At 56.6% G+C, this 17,326-nt stretch carries 16 protein-coding genes and 1 tRNA gene; 6 read left to right on the plus strand and 11 right to left on the minus strand.

Annotation, left to right across the window (positions count from 1 at the left end; translation table 11 throughout):
* Positions 1-32 precede the first annotated feature (32 nt).
* The 5 genes from DYY88_RS04870 to wecB form a co-directional block, all read right to left on the minus strand.
* Positions 33-470: a hypothetical protein gene (locus tag DYY88_RS04870; protein ID WP_039725796.1), complete on the minus strand. Its 438-nt coding sequence runs from the start codon at positions 468-470 to the stop codon at positions 33-35.
* A 648-nt stretch (positions 471-1,118) separates the two neighbouring features.
* A complete protein-coding gene (locus tag DYY88_RS04875; RefSeq protein ID WP_039725797.1) occupies positions 1,119-1,325 on the minus strand; it encodes a hypothetical protein in 207 nt (68 codons plus the stop codon).
* Between the two features lie 24 nt (positions 1,326-1,349).
* Positions 1,350-1,431, minus strand: a tRNA-Leu gene (locus DYY88_RS04880).
* Positions 1,410-2,288, minus strand: coding sequence for a M48 family metallopeptidase (locus tag DYY88_RS04885; protein ID WP_072041300.1), 879 nt, complete (start codon positions 2,286-2,288; stop codon positions 1,410-1,412). The genes DYY88_RS04880 and DYY88_RS04885 overlap by 22 nt, the downstream gene beginning before the upstream one ends.
* Before the next feature lie 76 nt (positions 2,289-2,364).
* Positions 2,365-3,480, minus strand: coding sequence for a non-hydrolyzing UDP-N-acetylglucosamine 2-epimerase (wecB, locus tag DYY88_RS04890; protein WP_039725801.1), 1,116 nt, complete (start codon positions 3,478-3,480; stop codon positions 2,365-2,367).
* 220 nt (positions 3,481-3,700) lie between these two features.
* Between wecB and DYY88_RS04895 the strand changes: the two genes are divergently transcribed.
* Entirely contained in the window at positions 3,701-4,180 is a 480-nt protein-coding gene (locus DYY88_RS04895; RefSeq protein ID WP_039729456.1) for a CRR6 family NdhI maturation factor, read from the plus strand.
* A gap of 156 nt (positions 4,181-4,336) precedes the next feature.
* Positions 4,337-5,179, plus strand: coding sequence for a prohibitin family protein (locus DYY88_RS04900; RefSeq protein ID WP_039725802.1), 843 nt, complete (start codon positions 4,337-4,339; stop codon positions 5,177-5,179).
* Here DYY88_RS04900 and DYY88_RS04905 read toward each other — a convergent pair.
* The 4 genes from DYY88_RS04905 to DYY88_RS04925 all read right to left on the minus strand — a co-directional run bounded on the left by DYY88_RS04905 (position 5,151) and on the right by DYY88_RS04925 (position 9,304).
* Positions 5,151-7,250 carry a hypothetical protein gene (locus DYY88_RS04905; protein WP_052288264.1) on the minus strand — a complete coding sequence of 700 codons (2,100 nt, stop codon included), beginning with the start codon at positions 7,248-7,250 and terminating at the stop codon, positions 5,151-5,153. The two genes, DYY88_RS04900 and DYY88_RS04905, sit on opposite strands and share 29 nt — an antisense overlap.
* A gap of 79 nt (positions 7,251-7,329) precedes the next feature.
* The gene (locus DYY88_RS04915; protein WP_130199321.1) at positions 7,330-7,854 is read right to left on the minus strand and encodes a hypothetical protein; all 525 of its coding nucleotides are present in this window, start codon (positions 7,852-7,854) and stop codon (positions 7,330-7,332) included.
* Positions 7,847-8,257 carry a hypothetical protein gene (locus tag DYY88_RS04920; protein ID WP_039725804.1) on the minus strand — a complete coding sequence of 137 codons (411 nt, stop codon included), beginning with the start codon at positions 8,255-8,257 and terminating at the stop codon, positions 7,847-7,849. Before DYY88_RS04920 ends, DYY88_RS04915 begins: the two co-directional genes overlap by 8 nt.
* 129 nt (positions 8,258-8,386) lie before the next feature.
* Positions 8,387-9,304 (minus strand): hypothetical protein, encoded by a 918-nt coding sequence (locus DYY88_RS04925; RefSeq protein ID WP_039725805.1) that lies wholly within the window; start codon positions 9,302-9,304, stop codon positions 8,387-8,389.
* A gap of 486 nt (positions 9,305-9,790) precedes the next feature.
* Between DYY88_RS04925 and DYY88_RS04930 the strand changes: the two genes are divergently transcribed.
* Entirely contained in the window at positions 9,791-10,642 is an 852-nt protein-coding gene (locus DYY88_RS04930) for an MlaE family lipid ABC transporter permease subunit (RefSeq protein WP_236146318.1), read from the plus strand.
* A gap of 106 nt (positions 10,643-10,748) precedes the next feature.
* Here the strand turns inward: DYY88_RS04930 and DYY88_RS04935 are convergent, their stop codons facing one another.
* Positions 10,749-12,155 (minus strand): recombinase family protein, encoded by a 1,407-nt coding sequence (locus DYY88_RS04935; RefSeq protein ID WP_201278951.1) that lies wholly within the window; start codon positions 12,153-12,155, stop codon positions 10,749-10,751.
* Positions 12,156-12,231: 76 nt separating this feature from the next.
* Here DYY88_RS04935 and DYY88_RS04940 point away from each other — a divergent pair, with 76 nt between their 5' ends.
* Together DYY88_RS04940 and DYY88_RS04945 are read left to right on the plus strand one after the other, a co-directional pair.
* Positions 12,232-13,425, plus strand: a complete 1,194-nt coding sequence (locus tag DYY88_RS04940; RefSeq protein ID WP_039725807.1) for an NAD(P)/FAD-dependent oxidoreductase — start codon at positions 12,232-12,234, stop codon at positions 13,423-13,425.
* 8 nt (positions 13,426-13,433) lie between these two features.
* Positions 13,434-14,120, plus strand: a complete 687-nt coding sequence (locus DYY88_RS04945) for an HAD-IA family hydrolase (RefSeq protein WP_039725808.1) — start codon at positions 13,434-13,436, stop codon at positions 14,118-14,120.
* A gap of 10 nt (positions 14,121-14,130) precedes the next feature.
* Here DYY88_RS04945 and DYY88_RS04950 read toward each other — a convergent pair whose 3' ends face one another.
* Positions 14,131-15,627 (minus strand): N-acetylmuramoyl-L-alanine amidase, encoded by a 1,497-nt coding sequence (locus tag DYY88_RS04950; protein ID WP_039725811.1) that lies wholly within the window; start codon positions 15,625-15,627, stop codon positions 14,131-14,133.
* A gap of 232 nt (positions 15,628-15,859) precedes the next feature.
* On the opposite strand from DYY88_RS04950, the gene DYY88_RS04955 reads away from it, so the two are divergent.
* Positions 15,860-17,287: a phospholipase D-like domain-containing protein gene (locus DYY88_RS04955; protein ID WP_039725812.1), complete on the plus strand. Its 1,428-nt coding sequence runs from the start codon at positions 15,860-15,862 to the stop codon at positions 17,285-17,287.
* Positions 17,288-17,326 lie beyond the last annotated feature (39 nt).

Raw genomic sequence — 17,326 nt, forward strand, 5'->3', positions numbered from 1 at the left:
TAGATGACGAATGGTCTGAGTGGCGTAACAGTCTATGACTGTTCTAACGCTTGTTGGACTCGCTGCAGCATGAGGTCATCAGCAATTAAGCGGTCTTGATAGCCTCGTTGCCACAGGGGGCGACCAGGCGTATTTCTCAATAAATTAATCCGCTTTGCCGCCGCCGCCTTATAGCTCGCCACAAACGCATTCAACAAGCGCGGCTTATCGCCGGGCTTGCTGCTATAGCTACCGGCATTTTCGGCTTCGCGCAGCGAGACAATGCCTTCCACCCGATTGGGCCAAATTGCCCATTTATCTAGCATGAGGTGAGTATAGGCTCGGGCTGAGCGCTGCCATTCATCGGCGGCAATCTGTCCAGCCCCATTTAATTCAATGCGCCGATCCGCAGTCACATCACCGAAGAGGTCTTCGTGGTTGTAAGTGTAGAGCTTAACCAAGTAGTGGGTCGTTCCAATGGTAGTCAGCATGGAAGACGGCGCTTGCTCAACAACGTTAGGTGAATGTGGTTTCAATGGCCTGCCCAAAAGAGGTTTATGTATCTTCCGCTAGGCTTATGTTTCCCCTATCAAAAGGGGAGTAACCCAGTGGCACATGAAATGTTGTGGCAAATGGTTGCGGGAATTAAACAAACCCTGACACTAACCTGAACCCCTTGCCGATCAATCACATGTAATCTGAACTTTATATGGCTAGCATTCTCGCCTGAATGCCCCGGTCAACGCTTGCGTAAAATCTTGGAACATTCATCGGCATCAACACAGGCTTTATAGTTTTTACAGCTTTGCTGTTGGGCGCGCCCAACAATCATCGCAAACTCACATGATCTCTGAGAACTGCTTCATCTCAACCCATTGCCGCCCAGGCAGCGATGCCTCAGGGAGCCTGAGCGATCGCATTGACAGGCTCTTTAGCGACCATCCCAAGTATTTCTTCAATGCAGACAGAACTTTTGCCGAAAAATTCTAGATCTTGGATGAATCTAACTCAGCAAAAATACGGAGCATTCAATATCTGTAAAAATACGGAATATCCGGTGAAGAATCGCAAAATCCCCGAAGAAATACTCCATTTCAGAGTGAATTTCGCTGGACTCCCATAGCGAGCCCTCGGATTTATTAATTTTGCGTAAAAAAATCGGTTGGCATTAAAAAAGAGAGGTGGTTTACCTCTCTTGCGGGATGCTGCAGGGTATTCGATGATTTGAGTCGTTGCCGCAGTCGCTGTTGGCGTTTGCGGAGTTGACGTTGCCGAGCAGTGGCAGCTCGACCATTATCGTTGCGCCCCCGGCGACGGGGCGATTCCCACCGTTTGAGCGTCGTCATGAGGTTGACCTGCTGAAAATAACATGGGCGGAGAGAGACTCGAACTCTCACGACCGAAGCCGCCACATTTTGAGTGTGGTGCGTCTACCAATTCCGCCATCCGCCCTTAGATGACACTCGAGGATTATACTGCGAAACGTCGCGGTTTAGCAAAGTTTGGTATTCGGGACTATTAAACCAGCGATCAATCTCACGCGCCCGCAACACCGGCAACGGATGGGTCAAATCCTGGGTGCGAATCTGCTTAATCACTTCCCCCGTTTCCGAGGCAACGGCTACGTCGTAGGCCCGCGCCTGATCAAGGAAAGCCTCCACATTCAGCTGGTCGGAGAGACTGGGGGAGCCACCCGATAACTTCATCAGTAATGAGGCGATGGTTTTGGCGTCTTGAACCACGAGGAGGGCGGCGCGATCGCAGGTAAACTCGGCACAGCGCACCCATTCCATAATCTGGGTTTGGAAGGTGGGCACCAACAGCTCCGCAAAGGGAAGCTGACTAGCCGCCAAGGTGAGCAGATTAGCCAGGGTAAGGTACACACTGTGATCGCACTTCAGGTGCCCCAGTTCATGGCCGATCACCGCTTGAATTTCGGCGGGATTGAGCAAGTCAATCAGCGCCGTGTGAATGACGATAAACGGCTGCTTGCCCCGCATGGCAAAGGTGTAAGCATTGGGCACCGGATGCTGACGGATGTAGAGTTGAGGGGCATCCAAATCAAGGATTTTGCACGCTTCCAATAACGACTCATGCAGGTGGGGCAATTGGCGATCGCTCACCAAGACACTGGACGAAATGTTGTCGAGGTAAAACACCTGCTCAGCGACTGGTCCCAGGGCCGTCCGCACGACCACGTCAAGCCCGGGCAACTGGCGCAAGGTCGTCGTCGCATTCAGATCCAGCGGATGGCGAAAGTGGTCAGCTTTCAGGCCAGTTAAAACGGTTTTGTGAGCAGTGGTATCCATTGCGGCAGTGGGTCTGACAGGTGGTTGACTATTACTGTAGCGAACTTGCTCAGTCGCCAGCGGTGGCAGGCAGCGCTCAGGATAGTTGGAAGTAGCGGCGCACGATTTCGACAATACGTTGAGAAGCCTGGCCATCGCCAAACGGATTGACGGCTTGAGCCATGGCGTCATAGGCGGTGGGCGAATTCAACAAGCTCAGAGCAGCACTAGCGATCGCGTCGGCCTGGGTGCCAACCAGTTTGGCCGTGCCAGCGGCGATCGCTTCTGGACGTTCCGTCGTCTCTCGGAGTACGAGCACGGGTTTGCCCAGTCCGGGCGCTTCTTCCTGCAAACCGCCCGAGTCCGTCAATAGCAAGGTGCAGCGCTGCATCGCCCCCACCAGTTGCGCGTAGTCCAGTGGCTCCGTCAAAAAGACCCGAGGGTGCTCGCCTAAGGCGATCGTCAGCGGTTCTCGCACGGTGGGATTGCGGTGCAGCGGCAGCAGCAGCGCCGTATCGGGGCACTGATCGAGAATCTTCAAAAAGCCCTGGGCAATGTCTTGCAGCGGCTCGCCCCAGTTTTCACGGCGGTGCACGGTCGATAACAATACGCGATATTTTTGCCAGTCTAAACCCGGAATTGAGCAGGGAGGATTCTGAGCCGCGACTGCCAGCAAAGCGTCAATCACGGTATTGCCCGTATGATGCACCTCCCCAACCACGCCGGATTTTTGCAAGTGGCCGACGGCGGTGTCGGTGGGGGCAAAGTGCAGGCGCGTAATTTGGGAAATCAACCGACGGTTGGCCTCCTCTGGAAAGGGGTTGAGCAAGTCGTCAGTGCGCAGCCCCGCCTCGACATGGCCGACGGGAATTTTTTGGTAAAACGCGGCGAGGGCGGCAGAAAAGGCGGTGGTAGTATCGCCCTGCACGATGACGAGGTCGGGCTGCGATCGCACAAAACAGTCTTCTAACCCTTGCAGGCTGCGGCAAGTAATATCCGTCAGGCTTTGCTGAGGCTGCATAATTTCCAAGTCTTCGTCAGCCCCCAGGTGAAAGAGTTGCATCACCTGTTCCACCATTTCGCGATGCTGCCCGGTGAGAATCACCTGGGTCGCAAATGCCGCTGATTGCCGAAAGGCTTGAATGACCGGCGCCAATTTAATCGCTTCGGGGCGGGTGCCTAAGGTAATGCAAACACGAATGGGGGCAGACATAGCTCAAGCAACTCTCACAACAGAACGGAGTTCAACGTCGGTGGCATGGCCACAAACCTCACTATGATGGCATGTCATGAATGACCGAATCGAGAAGCTGGCAGAATAAACAGATGGACGCCAGATGTCGTCAGCTAACCCGCGCTCAGGCTTATTTTTCTAGCTCTAGGCCAAAGCGGCACCGTGTCCATCTCTCGTTGAACTCTAAATGCGATCGCCCATGGCCCATACGCTAAAACTCACTGCCGACACGCTGTACACCCTGGATCTGTCAGGAGCGCAGGCATATATCGAACCGCTGATTGAAAAAGGCAATTTGCTAGATCCAGAAGTGCGGATCCAGTTTGAAATTGACTTTCCCCGCGAGCCCACCGACCCGCGCGAACTCTCGGAAATCCCCGAAGTGCGGCTCTGGTTCATTCGCTTAGATGCCCTATATCCCTGGTTGCCCTATGTGCTGGATTGGGAAGCAGGAGAGCTAGGCCGCTATGCCGCCATGCTAGTACCCCATCAGTTCAGCCCCAAAGATGGCATTCGCTACAATCCCGAAGCGTTGGAAATCTTTGTCATGCAGAAAATTTTTGTCGTGTCAAATTGGCTGCGATCGCAAAACAATGCCCAAACCACGCGCCTGAAATTTATGACGCAAATGCTCGGCTATGAGATCGAGGACGGGCTCTTTGAACTGCTGATGTCTTAAAGAGATTGCCCGCTCTTGGCACCCAACCGATCTGGACGTCCACTGGCACCGCATAACTGGGTATTGCCGACCGCGACCGGGTGCGGCATTGGCCCAGCACGGCCAGACCTCCGTACAATGAATGAGACCTGACTCAAAACGGACAAGGAGACACTTTTGAAATCTCAATCTCTCGGGTGGCAGCCCATCGCCCTAGGATTTTTAGCGTTGGTGGTGTTCACTATCGCCTCTAGCAGCTTTGTGATCATCAATCCGGGCCAAGCGGGCGTCCTCAGTATTTTAGGTAAAGCCCAAGACGGCGCACTGTTAGAAGGCGTCCACTTTAAGCCGCCAGTGATCTCGGCAGTGGATGTCTATGACGTGACCGTACAGAAATTTGAAGTTCCCGCCCAAAGTTCCACCAAAGACTTGCAGGACTTGTCAGCCCGATTTGCGATCAACTTCCGGCTTGATCCCAGCGAAGTCGTCACGATCCGACGCACCCAGGGCACCCTGGCGAACATCGTCGCGAAAATCATTGCCCCGCAGACGCAAGAGTCTTTCAAAATTGCCGCAGCATTGCGTACGGTCGAAGAGGCCATCACCAAGCGGCAAGAATTGAAAAATGACTTTGACGAAGCGCTGGATACGCGGCTAGACAAATACGGCATTATCGTGCTGGATACCAGCGTCGTGGATTTGGAATTTTCGCCCGAGTTTGCCAAGGCCGTCGAAGAAAAGCAAATTGCTGAACAGCGGGCCCGCCGAGCCGTGTATGTCGCCCAAGAGGCCGAACAAACGGCCCAGGCAGAAGTTAACCGCGCGAAGGGCCGCGCCGAAGCTCAGCGTCTCTTAGCGGAAACCTTGAAAGCTCAAGGAGGCCAGCTTGTACTGCAAAAAGAAGCGATCGAAGCTTGGCGAGAGGGCGGTGCCCAGATGCCTCGGGTCCTGGTCACGGGCGGTGGCAGCAGCGCCAACGTACCCTTTATCTTCAATACGGCTGACCTGACGGCTGATTAGTCTCGGTTGCAGCCTCGGCCCGCAAGATTGATTGCAACTGGTCGAGCGATTGTAAGGTTCGTTGTTTAACGGCTTCAGCGTCTGTCTCATCGGCAGGCGCTGTTGCTGTTTTGGGAGCGGCTAAAGAATCCAAGTTAGGGGTAGATAAAGACTCCGATGCCTTGAAAGTCACCTCCGAATCCGCCTGGGACACAGGGGTGGGTGGGTCAAACCGAATGGGGGTAGGTTCCGGCACGGGTGCGGCAGGCGCGGGCTCAGATAAGGCGGAATTGTGGTCAGCCTCAATGGGCGGAGAAATCGCCGCTTCCAGGCGGGCAGTTGCCACCGGAGTCGACGCAGCTTCTGGCTCCGCATCGGTAGGCGCATCAGCTGTCGCCAGACTCTCATCTGGAGTAGCCGCGATCGCTGCCGATGCCGTTGCGACATTTCCCTCGGACTCGACCGACGGCCGTGTCAAAGCAGCGGGCAACGCAGGCAAGTCAGCTAGTGCGGCAGCAGGCGTGGGCAACGGCTCGGCTATCGCTGCAGGGGCGACTGGGCCGTCTTCAGCAAAGCTCACAGAGTCATCCTCAAGCCGGGTTAGGAAATTGGTGACGGCTTGCCCCCAGCGACCTAGACGACGAGGTGCCAGCTTGGGCGTCCCCCCTTTCTCAGGTTGGGCCTGACTGTTAGAAGACGTCAGGCTCATACCATCACGATCAGGAGCCGCCATGGCGACCACTTCGGGGTTGTCACGAGCTGACTCTGGTATGGTGGGAGCCGTCTGGGCTGATGCCGCCGCCACGGTCTCGGCAGTCGAGTCACCACTGGTAAAGGCATTAAATGCAAACGGAACGGTGTCAATGACCGGTTCAGGAGCGGCAGCAAGCTCTAAGTTCAGGGCAATATCGTCATGATTGGGCACCGGCGCAGGCGCGATCGCCACCTGAGTTTGGGCATTGAAGGCCGCGATCGCGCGGGCGATCGCGTTGGCTCGCCGCTCTTGGTCGTGGCTGATGGAATAGATGTTATTCCCCAGACCGGGGGCGTTCCACCGCTGGGTGTCGGGGTCAATAAACGACCGGGTGCGTGCCCAGATGATGGCTTCTGATCCCTGCATTCCCAGGCTATGGGCTTCTTTGAGCCAGTCGATATAACCGCCGCGATCTAACGCCGCCAGAGGTGCTTGATTCGCCAAATCAATGCCATTCAGCAGTTCTTCTTTGGTCAAGGACAAACCATGGGCCAGGGCTTTTTGGCGCAGGATTTCCGTTTGCGTCTGCAACCGACGTAACTGCTTGTCATCCGCCTCTTCTGGCGAAGCGGCCCCATGCTGATAGGAAAACGTGCCCAAGTTCCAGACGCCATTCCCAGGATCCACATGACCGTAGTAGGCCGGATTCTTATGGCCTTCAGGGGTGCGGGTGCCCTCGGCACTCCCCACCGCTCGGGCGACCAGAGATTCGGTGCCCCCCGTAAAGAGCGTATAAAAATTGTCGAAAGAGTACTCAAAGACCGTGGGCTGCTCCGCCGCTGGGGTCTCAGGTTCGGGTGCCGCAGCAACGACTTTTTCCGGAGCCTCAAAGGTCTTTTCTTGAATGCCGATGAAGAGTGCGATTTGCTCCTGAATTTCAGTGTCGGTGAGCTGCTGAGTTTCGGCCTCCGCTGGCGGGGGGGCGGGTGGGGGGGCGATCGCCGTCTGTATCGCCCGAACATACTCCGGCACGGGCGGGGGCGCCGGCAACAACGCCTGGACAGAAGCGGTGGCCCCGATGGCCACGGCTTCTAATCCGCCATAAACCCCTGATGGCCGACTATGGTCACTCGCCATCGGCGGATTCTCCGCCCCAGCGGGAATGGGTAACGGCGCATCAGCACTCGCTAAGCTTGCTACCGCTGCCGCTTCCGCAGCAGCGGCAGCTTCGGCGGCGGCTGCCGCTTCGGCAGCTGCCGCTTCCGCTTTGGCAATGGCCTGGGGCGATGGGGGCAAGTCAAACGATAGGGCCACATCGCTGCTAGCTTTGGCGGTGCTGCCCACCCCAAAAGACATGGCCAGCGTGCCCAGCGTCAATAAGGCTCGATAATGAGGCATCTTAGTAGGCTCTCACAACAAACTTAGGAACAGCAGACAAAGAACTCGCACACCGGGCAACTCCCATCCGGATGGGCGATTAAAAGCGTTGGAGCGATCGCTCCAACACGCCAGTCGAGGGTTCAACAATGGCCCAGGTGCCGTCGGGTTGGCGACGCATCGTGGTGAAGTGCAGATACTGCGATCGCCCCAGGGAGTCGCCAGCTTCGACTTCACCAACGCGGGGATTCATCAAGCCGCAAAACCGAAATAAATAGGCAGGCACTTCGGGAGAAGCGAAGAAAATGCAGTCAGGACCATCGGCGGAGGGCTGCACTTCACCGTCAAAAGGGGCTCGCACCCGAGCACCGCGCAGTTGCATCGTGACATCCCCCAAGCCTGCCACCACGCGAAAACCTTCGACCACATTACCCAGGGTCAGCTCCCAGGTTTGGTCAATGGCAACGCTGCGGGGGGCGGCGATCGCGTCTTCGCGACAGCTGGTCAAACTCGGCCCCAGGGCTAAACCCAAAATCAGCACCCCCCATAGTCGCCATCGCTGGAAGGGCCGCGATCGCCCCCAGCGCGTTTGCCAATGGCGCTGCCAGGCAGTTAGCCTATTCAAAATTAAAGCGATACCCAGCATATTCATCGTTCTCGTACAGAATGACTAACTGTGTTTTGGGGTCAAATTCGAGCGGATAGGCTTCACGCTCAGCCTGCACATCGGCCCGGACATTCAAGCTGGCTAAGCGACAGTAGGGCTCAGCGACCACTTCTCGCACTCGCTCCTTCGAATCTCGTTCAGGAATCGTCAGTAGTTGGGCTAACTGTTCGCGAGACAGCTTTGCTTCGGTTTGCACAAACTCACTGCAAGACTTGTCGTTGACCTGCGGCTGCGATCGTGTAAACCAGCCACCCATATCCCGCACATCAAACAGCACGACAGCCGCGGCAATCACGACCCCCCCGGCCACCAATGATTTGACCGGCGGGGTCACAGGCAACTGAGATCGTTGACTCACCATAATTGACGACTCCTTTAGTTCAATAAATATTGGTAGAAGGGGCGATCGGGGAGAAGCATTCCGACCAAATAAAGGCAGCGGCGATTGGTTCACAGCTCGTAAAACGACCACCGGGGAGACAGCCCTGCCTTAGACCTGACCACCAATCCCTAAGCCCAGCAGCACCAAAAATAGACGGGCAATAAAAGCCGCATCAGTCCGGGGGGCAAACAGCAAACGGTAAAGCCCCAACGCGACCGCTCCGATCGTGATGCCAATCACCCAAGGCCAGAGTCCGGGCATGGCGGCTAGAGCCAACTCCAACGCCAGTCGACCGATAATGCCGCCCCCACACCACACCAAAATATCGATGGGAGTAATTTGCGACTGATTTTCAATCGTGGTCGTCAACATCTGCCATAGCTCCGAGACCCGATGCCACGACTCTCGCCAGCCCGCCCGCATAGCCCGAGCCGACTGGCGCGACGGAGCCTGAGCCCGAGCCCGCAAGCTGGCAGCAGTTTCGGAAGCTTGCTGTTGATCTAAATTCAGATCCAGATCGATCGCCGTCAACACGTAGCGATTTTGCTCATCTTGAATCACAGTGGTCAGCGCCGCATCTTGAATTTCGCAAAACTGATCGACACGCAGCCCAGCGGTGTTAGGCTGCTTCATCAAAATGAGCGAGAGGCCATTGACCGAGTTGTGGAATTTACGAATTGCGGCTTCTTGCTGGTAGTACAGCTCGTTGATACGCTCTGCCTCGCTGTGCAAGCGCTGCAAATACCGATGAATATTGATCGGTTCGACCGGGGCTGTCGGAGGCGGGGGTGCCGGTTGTGCCGCCCGTTCTTCGGGGGTGGGCCATTGACTGGACTGCATCGCCGATCGCTGCCGGAGCGCCTGCGCCACATCGGCTCGCTGGGGCGGTTGCCAGGTTACTCCATCGGCATCCAGCGTCGGCAGACTGGGTGACGCGGGGGCAGACGGTGGCAGTTCCGGCTCCGACCGGGATTGCTGATGGACGGCTAGCAGTTGTTCACGAATGGCACTGATATCTGAACTCATGGGGGCACACCAATGCTTTAGAATCAAGAGTCTTAGATAGTTTATATGTACTATCTACTTCTTTAGATACAAATGTACTATATATTTTCAGCTTTGCAACCCCTTCTTAAAAATTTTGATCTGAATGCCTCGCAAGTTTGAGTCGGGCAGTCGAGACAGCCGCTCAGATCGCGTGAGTGGACGCAGGCAGTGACAGGTCAATCATCGGTCTCACAAGGGTTTGAGGGCATCGCCAGCAGGTCTATCTTGCCGCGATCGCGGGCGCGACCCAGTCCCATCCCAACGACTCACGTTGATCACATTGCCCCCCACGCAGCTAACTGACTGACGGCGAACGATCACGGACACCAGAAAAATGGGGATGATGTACTCATCCAGTACAGTCTGGTCAGACCGGCTGGTCAGCCTCAGTAACAATGGCCTCCAGCAGCCGTTCACTGTAACGGTTGGGGACCGCAGTCGAATCGTCGTATCAGTGCATTTATCATGCTCAACCCCCTTCGCCGGAAGTCTCGTCCGCTGCCTGGTTGGCGCGATCGCCGTCCGGTTATGACCGCCCCACCGCCATATGAACAGCCATTGGCGCGATCGTGTCCGTACCACATTCTGATGGCCATCATTCTGGGCGGACAGGTACTGATGCGGCTCTTGCGCGGACGAGTCCAGCGTCATCGCGTCATGGAACATATGGTGGCAGCGGGGCCAGGTGCGCTCACTCCCGTACTCATGACCAATCTTTTCGCCGGGATGATTTTTGCCATTCAAACCGCGCGCGAAATGGCCCGCTTTGGCACCCTCCACGCTTTAGGTGGGGCTTTTGCATTGGGCTTTTGCCGAGAGCTCGCCCCCATTCTCACCGCGGCGATCTTGGCTGGCCAGGTGGGCTCCGCCTTTGCCGCCGAAATTGGCAGCATGAAAATCACCGACCAAATTGACGCCCTCAAAGTTTTACGCACCGACCCGCTGGAATATCTGGTGGTGCCTCGCGTGGTGGCCTGCTGCGTCATGCTGCCCATCTTGACCATGCTGGGATTAGTACTCGGGGTTGGAGGCGGGTTGCTAGCCGCTCATCTGCTATATGACGTACAAGCCCCCATTTTTCTGAGCTCCGTACAGGAATTGTTGGAACCGGTTGATTTATTCGCAGTGTTGCTCAAGGCAGTAATCTTTGGGGCTATGACGGCACTTGCAGGCTGCACTTGGGGTTTAACGACCACTTGCAGCAAAGGTTTGGGGCGTTCAACCACGGCCGCCGTGGTGACCACTTGGGTCAGTCTGTTTGTGGTTGATTTTTTTATTACCCTCATCCTGTTCCACGGGGTCACGATACTGTACTAGCCCACTATCGCTACGGGTGACACAAAGCCGATGCCGCCCCCTTGCAGGCCTGTCAGCCCAGGTTCGCTCGGGTCAAATCGGCTACTCATCAAGCCCGTGCTGGGGCCTAAAACACAAACTGAATCCTCACTTGCCAAGCCGCTTCGTCCCGCTCTAGCCAAATAGTTTGGATGAATTCGCGCAGATAGACGCGGCGTTCTGACTCAGAGAGCCCTTGCCAAAACTCGGCAGACCCGAGAGTCTGGGCAATCTCGGCCAGATTTTCGGGGGGCAGTTGCGATCGCTGTTGTTCTAAATCCGCCAGTTCGCCCCGCAGGGTATAGCGACGCAAATCCGCGCTGGTGGAGTCCAACACCCCTTGTGCCTGCAGCTGATCAACCTGAGTCAACAGGTCTGTCTTAGCCGTAATTTGAGCGCTAATTCCGGCTTTAATCGCACCCACGGGGGGAGCCTGAAAGTTCGCCACCGCTTGGGGAAATTCCTGACCGATCGCGGCGATCGTCTGGGCGAGCACCGCATCATAAGCGATCGCGCGGCAGTGCTTTTCCCGACCGCATTGCATGGGACGCAAATACAGATAGTCTGACGATTGGCGCGGGCGCGTCACCCGTGAAACCCGCAGCTTGCTCTGACACTCGGCACACTGCACCAGTCCAGCCAGCGATCGCTCGGCACTCACCGTTTTGGGTGGCAGTTTGCGGTTACGCCGCAGCAAGCGATCGACCTGAGCCGCCTCATCCCGAGAAATGATCGGTGTATGCGTATCCCGAATCACTTGCCCGTCTTTATATTCCGAATCCCCACGATAGATGGGATGTTGCAGCCACCGTTGAGCTGTGGAAGGCGAAATTTTTTTGCCATATTTTTTCTCTAAAAATCGGGTCGCTCCCCGAATGGAGCCATACAAAATGAACTGCTCAAAAAACGCCTTGACCGCCGGAGCAGTGGCTTTGTCAAGGGCGTAGCGATAGCGACCACGGCGATAACCGTAGGGCGCGCGTCCCGGTGGCGGCAGCAAATTGATGCGGTTACGGGCGTGTCCCGCCGCCAGCTGTTGACGGCGATGTTGCGCTTCGACGGTGGCGGCTAGCTGCAACAACCGTTCAGACGATAACTCAGCGCTCGGGGTATCCGCCGTGGCATAACTACCGTCCGCCGCAGCCACCCAAATTCCTTGCTCTTCTAGGGTTTTCAGCCTGGCAAAAACCGCCGCTGGCGAACTGCCCAAATCGCCCAATTGCTGAATGAGTACCCGTTCGGGCCGTTCCTGACGACAGTCGTCCAAAAGGCGTTGCAGTTCGGGGCGGGGGTCATGGACCTGGCAATAGTCGATATACACGCGATCGACCGTCACCTCAAATGGCGGCTGAGACGACACCGGGTGATAAGGCGATAGGCAGGTGTAGGCAAACGTGGTCATGCAGTCTGGAAGCAGCGATCGCACCTTTTCAGCTTGCCAGTCAGTCGCCGCTAAGCCGCCAAGCCTTAAGGTCAGATTTAGGATAGTGAGCATTCCCCACCGGATCGCCCCTCCCGTTGTGCCGTCAGCCGATTATCTTAAAGGAAGGACACACGTTCACCGGATAGTTATGACTGAGGCAGCACAGCGAATTTGTATTTTAGGCGGCGGGTTTGGGGGGCTCTACACCGCCCTGCGCCTGAATTCTTTGCCCTGGAGCACCCCCGAGCCGGTGGAAATTGTGTTGATCGATCAGCGCGATCGCTTCCTATTTGCGCCGCTGCTCTACGAATTGGTAACCGGGGAACTCGCCACTTGGGAAATCGCCCCCGCCTACAGTGAGTTGCTGGCGAATACCCGCATTCGCTTTATTCAAACCACAGTGGAATCGGTCAACCAAAGCGAACAGCAAGTGCAGCTGGGAACTGGAGAAACCTTGCACTACGACCGCCTCGTGCTAGCCGTCGGGGGTGAAACGCCGATGGATAAAGTGCCAGGAGCCGCTGAGTATGCCCTGCCTTTCCGCACGGTGGAGGATGCCCAGCAGCTGCAAGAGCGGTTACGCGCCCTGGAAACCTCCGATGCGGAAAAAATTCGCGTGGCCGTCGTAGGCGGCGGCTACAGTGGCGTCGAGTTGGCGTGTAAAGTGGCCGATCGCTTGGGCGATCGCGGACGGGTACGCCTGGTCGAACGGGCCGACGACATTCTGCAAACTTCAACGGAATTCAACCGCCAAGCGGCCCGTGACGCCCTCTCAGAGCGCGGTATCTGGCTCGATTTAGAAACGAGCGTTGACCAGATCACCGCAGATACCCTCACGCTGACCTTCCGTGATCAGACCGATGAATTGCCCGTCGACATTGTGTTGTGGACGGTGGGGACCCGCGTGGTGCCGCTGCTCGACACCCTGGATCTGCCCCGTAGCGATCGCCAGCAAATTCAAGTTGAACCCACCTTGCAAGTGGTGGGCCACCCCGAAATTTACGCCCTGGGCGACCTGGCCGACTGCAAAGACGCCACCGGCCAACAAGTGCCAAACACCGCTCAATCGGCCCTGCAACAGGCCGACTATGCTGGCTGGAACCTCTGGGCCTCTCTGCGCGATCGCCCACAGCTGCCCTTCCGGTATCAGCATTTGGGCGAAATGATGACTCTCGGCATCGACAATGCCACCCTCACCGGCTTGGGCATTAAGCTCGACGGACCGATGGCCCACGTAGCCCGCCGCCTCACATACTTGTATCGGATGCCCACCCTGGATCATCAAATTCGCGTGGGGTTGAATTGGATTCAGCAGCCCATTCGTGATCTGTTGTCGGTATAGCGATCGTCATGGAACAGCCAAAAGTCATTTTTCTCGATGCCGTAGGGACGCTCTTTGGGGTCAATGGCAGTGTCGGCCAAGCCTATGCCACCATTGCCGAGCGCTTTAATGTTGACGCCGATCCGGTCGCGCTCAACGACGCCTTTTTCAAACAGTTTGGTGACGCCGAGGCCATGGCCTTTCCAGGAGTGGAAACCACACAAATCCCAGCCTTGGAATATCAATGGTGGCGGGCGATCGCGGAAAAAACCTTCGCCGATGTGGATCAGCTGGAGGCCTTTGAAGATTTCGATGCCTTCTTCACTGACCTCTACGCCTATTTTGCCGGGGCCGAACCCTGGATCGTTTACCCCGACGCTTATCATTCTCTGGAACGCTGGAAAGCCAAGGGCATTGAGTTAGGCGTCATTTCCAACTTTGACTCCCGGCTCTTCACCGTGCTCGACTCCCTCGCCTTGGCTGACTTTTTCACCACGGTCACCATTTCCAGCGAGGTGGGAGCCGCGAAGCCGGATCCGCAAATCTTTGCCGCTGCCCTGGCGAAACACGACTGCGAGCCAGCTGATGCGTGGCACGTGGGCGATAGCTACGGCGACGACTTTGAAGGTGCAAAAGGCGCCGGTCTGCGAGCCATCTGGCTCCAACGGCCCGAAGAAACCATCACCAAATATAGCGACCAACCGCCCCGACTGTAGAGCTAGAAGCTTATCGTCGATAGGGTTCCAGATATTGCAGCAGGCCACGGGCGATCGCTTGGGAGATATTTTCTTGCCAGGCGGGGTCACGGAGTTTGGGCGCATCATTCGCGCCCGTAACAAAGCCCAGCTCCAACAGAGCCGCTGGCATCGCGGTGTTACGGAGCACGTAAAAGCGGGCTTGTTTGACCCCGCGATCGCCAAATCCAGAAGCGGGCAACACATTTGCATGAATGATGCTGGCAAGCTGTTGCCCTGTCGCCGAATAGTAGTAGGTTTCCACACCGTTCACATCCGGACGACTCATGCTGATCGCATTGGCATGAATGCTGAGAAAGACCGTGGCATTAGCATTGTTCGCGATCGCGGTTCGCGGTTCTAAATCCAATGTGACGTCGGAAGTGCGGGTCATCACCACATCGACGCCTGCCTCACGCAGGAGCTCCGCTACCCGCAGCGATACGGGAAACACGACATTCTTCTCTTGCAAACCACCGATGCCCACGGCACCCGGATCACGACCGCCATGCCCCGGGTCGATCGCCACACGCACCCGACTATTGTTCACAGTGGGGGGAATTGCCGGTCTGGCGGGTTGCGGCGGCAGGTTGGGCTGCGGGACTGGGGTTGCAGGTCGCGTGGTGGGGGGCACCGCAATCTGCGGATTACCGGCCTGAGATGGATTATCCGGAATCGAGCTAATCGACACACCACTGGGCGGCACCAGCACAATCCCCGTTTGGGTGCCGATATTGGTGGGGGTAACCTCCCAATCGGGACTGCCCGGAGCCAACGTCATGACGACGCGGGTCACGTTGCGCTGGGGGTCTTGAGTGATATCCCAACGGTTGACACTGTAACGGTTGTTGGGCAAGGCTTCGGCTTTCAAAAAGGGCGAAATGGAGCTATCAAACAGGTCGATGATGATTTGCCGCTCACCACCGGGCTGGCCTCGCCGCTCTAAATTGATGGTGGGGATTTCGCCACTGGTGCGCATAAAGAAACCATCAGCAGTGGTCACCACCCCTGACAAAAAGGTCATAGCGCCATTGGTCGAATATTCCCCCGTAACCGAATTGCCACCGCTAGCGCCCGTTGCGCCACTGCCCATCTGCTGCGGCTGGGGCAACTGCACGACCCATTCATTACTCCGCACGCCGCGCACTTCCACCGCCCGCGGATCCAAGGTATAACCGGGTGCCAATTCAATCACCAGACGCGCCGTTTGGGAGTCAAATTGGCCCGATCGCACCTCGCGAATGGCCCCCCCGACCGCTTGACTTTGGGAAGGGCGACCTAAGGTAGTCCCCGGCAAGTCAATGACGACACGGGTGGGATTAAAGACCATTTGAGCACGGGGCTGCACTGGCGCATCCGTGTTAAACACCAGCTGATTACGCTGCTGGTCAAACCGCCAAAAGCGTAACTGAGCCGCCTCGGCAGGCAGGGTATAAACCAATGCACTGGTCACTGCCAGTCCGGCGGGAATTAGCCAATCAACTCTCAACCTGATGTCTCCTTTCGGGAAACTGCGTAGATATTAGATGACGTTGGGATGGACGCATCAGTGCCAGCATTTCCTGACAATTTCGCAAGTTTCGCACCTCGCGGCTTCAAAGTCTAGCGCAGGAAATTGCAATCATGAGCCTGCCTCCAGGAAATTTCCGCAATCTTGCGGGGTTATTGTCAGCACGGCCTTGGGCGCACTAAGGGTGGTCGCTTCATCACAGGGTTCGGGGATGCATCTCACACGTCAACAACGCCGTTTGGGCGGTTTGCTACTGGGCGCAATTTTGCTGGTTTTAGCGGTTCACCACTGGCTGCTGCCGCTGTTTACGCGCCCGTCGTTGGCGGCTCTTTTGCCCCAAGATCCATATATTCAGGTTTATTTCAACCAGTCTCAAGCCAGCCTGTATACCGATCCCTATCGCCAAATTCGGCGGCCAGGGGATGATTTGGAACAGGTGATCGTCGAGGCGATCGCTGCCGCCACCACCTCCATTGACGTTGCCGTACAAGAAATCACGTTGCCGCAAATTGCCCTGGCGTTGCGCGATCGCGCCCAAGCTGGTGTCAATGTCCGCATCATTGTCGAAAATCAGTACAACCGGGTTTGGCGGCCGCTGAATGAATTCCAGTCGGGACAAATGGACGAGTACCAACAGTCCAAACACTCGGAGAAACAGCAGCTCATTGACGCTAACGGTAATGGCAAAATCACCGCCGAGGAGGTAGCCCAGCGTGATGCCATTCACATTTTGACCCAAGGCCAGGTGCCACTGCTGGATGACACTGCCGATGGCTCCAAAGGCAGCGGGCTGATGCATCACAAATTCATGGTGGTAGATGGCCGCACGGTGGTGCTCGGTTCGGCTAACTGGACGACGTCGGGTATTCACGGAGATTTTGCGTCTGCAGACAGTCGCGGCAACGCCAACGCGCTGCTCCGCATCGATAGTCCAGAACTGGCTGCCGTGCTAGAGGAGGAATTTGACCTGATGTGGGGCGATGGACCAGCGGGCAAGGAAGACAGCCTGTTTGGGTTACAAAAGCCGCTGCGATCGCCCCGCGTGGTCAACATTCCCGGTTCCCAAGTTACAGTACAGTTTTCGCCCGTATCGGAAACGCAGCCCTGGAGCCAAAGTGTGAATGGCCTGATTAGCCAAACGTTGACTCAGGCTAGCAGCAGTATTGATCTGGCGCTGTTTGTGTTTTCCGATCAGGGAATTAGCGATCGCTTGGCCCAAAAATCTCAAGCGGGAGTGACCATACAGGCCCTGATTGACCGCAATTTTGTTTACCGCAGCTATAGCGAAGCGCTGGATATGCTCGGCACGGCCATGCCGGATCACCGCTGTAAATATGAAGCCCATAACCGCCCGTGGACGCAGCCCATCGCCACTGTCGGCACCCCCAACCTGCCGGAAGGCGACAAATTGCACCACAAGTTCGCCCTAATCGACAACCACACCGTCATCATCGGCTCCCACAACTGGAGCGCCGCCGCGAACCACACTAATGACGAAAACCTGCTCGTTATCCGCAATCCGACTGTCGCCGCCCACTTTCGCCGCGAGTTCGATCGCCTTGCCGCCAATGCCGAGATGGGCTTTACGAAAGATCTGCAAAACCGCATCCAACGCCAGCGTAAGCAATGCGGCGGCTGACGGGTTGCGAGTATTAGCGGCGAGGGGACGGGCCCCTTA

This window comes from Leptolyngbya iicbica LK (assembly GCF_004212215.1).
GTDB lineage: Bacteria > Cyanobacteriota > Cyanobacteriia > Phormidesmidales > Phormidesmidaceae > Halomicronema > Halomicronema iicbica.

Excerpts from the sequence above, each read along its gene's own strand:
- DYY88_RS04935 (WP_201278951.1), bottom strand. The coding sequence starts at position 12,155 with ATGCTCACTATCCTAAATCTGACCTTAAGGCTTGGCGGCTTAGCGGCG.
- DYY88_RS04885 (WP_072041300.1), bottom strand. The coding sequence starts at position 2,288 with ATGGATACCACTGCTCACAAAACCGTTTTAACTGGCCTGAAAGCTGAC.
- DYY88_RS04870 (WP_039725796.1), bottom strand. The coding sequence starts at position 470 with ATGCTGACTACCATTGGAACGACCCACTACTTGGTTAAGCTCTACACT.
- DYY88_RS04955 (WP_039725812.1), top strand. The coding sequence starts at position 15,860 with ATGCATCTCACACGTCAACAACGCCGTTTGGGCGGTTTGCTACTGGGC.
- DYY88_RS04940 (WP_039725807.1), top strand. The coding sequence starts at position 12,232 with ATGACTGAGGCAGCACAGCGAATTTGTATTTTAGGCGGCGGGTTTGGG.
- DYY88_RS04945 (WP_039725808.1), top strand. The coding sequence starts at position 13,434 with ATGGAACAGCCAAAAGTCATTTTTCTCGATGCCGTAGGGACGCTCTTT.
- DYY88_RS04895 (WP_039729456.1), top strand. The coding sequence starts at position 3,701 with ATGGCCCATACGCTAAAACTCACTGCCGACACGCTGTACACCCTGGAT.
- DYY88_RS04930 (WP_236146318.1), top strand. The coding sequence starts at position 9,791 with ATGCTCAACCCCCTTCGCCGGAAGTCTCGTCCGCTGCCTGGTTGGCGC.
- DYY88_RS04920 (WP_039725804.1), bottom strand. The coding sequence starts at position 8,257 with ATGGTGAGTCAACGATCTCAGTTGCCTGTGACCCCGCCGGTCAAATCA.
- wecB (WP_039725801.1), bottom strand. The coding sequence starts at position 3,480 with ATGTCTGCCCCCATTCGTGTTTGCATTACCTTAGGCACCCGCCCCGAA.
- DYY88_RS04875 (WP_039725797.1), bottom strand. The coding sequence starts at position 1,325 with ATGACGACGCTCAAACGGTGGGAATCGCCCCGTCGCCGGGGGCGCAAC.
- DYY88_RS04925 (WP_039725805.1), bottom strand. The coding sequence starts at position 9,304 with ATGAGTTCAGATATCAGTGCCATTCGTGAACAACTGCTAGCCGTCCAT.
- DYY88_RS04905 (WP_052288264.1), bottom strand. The coding sequence starts at position 7,250 with ATGCCTCATTATCGAGCCTTATTGACGCTGGGCACGCTGGCCATGTCT.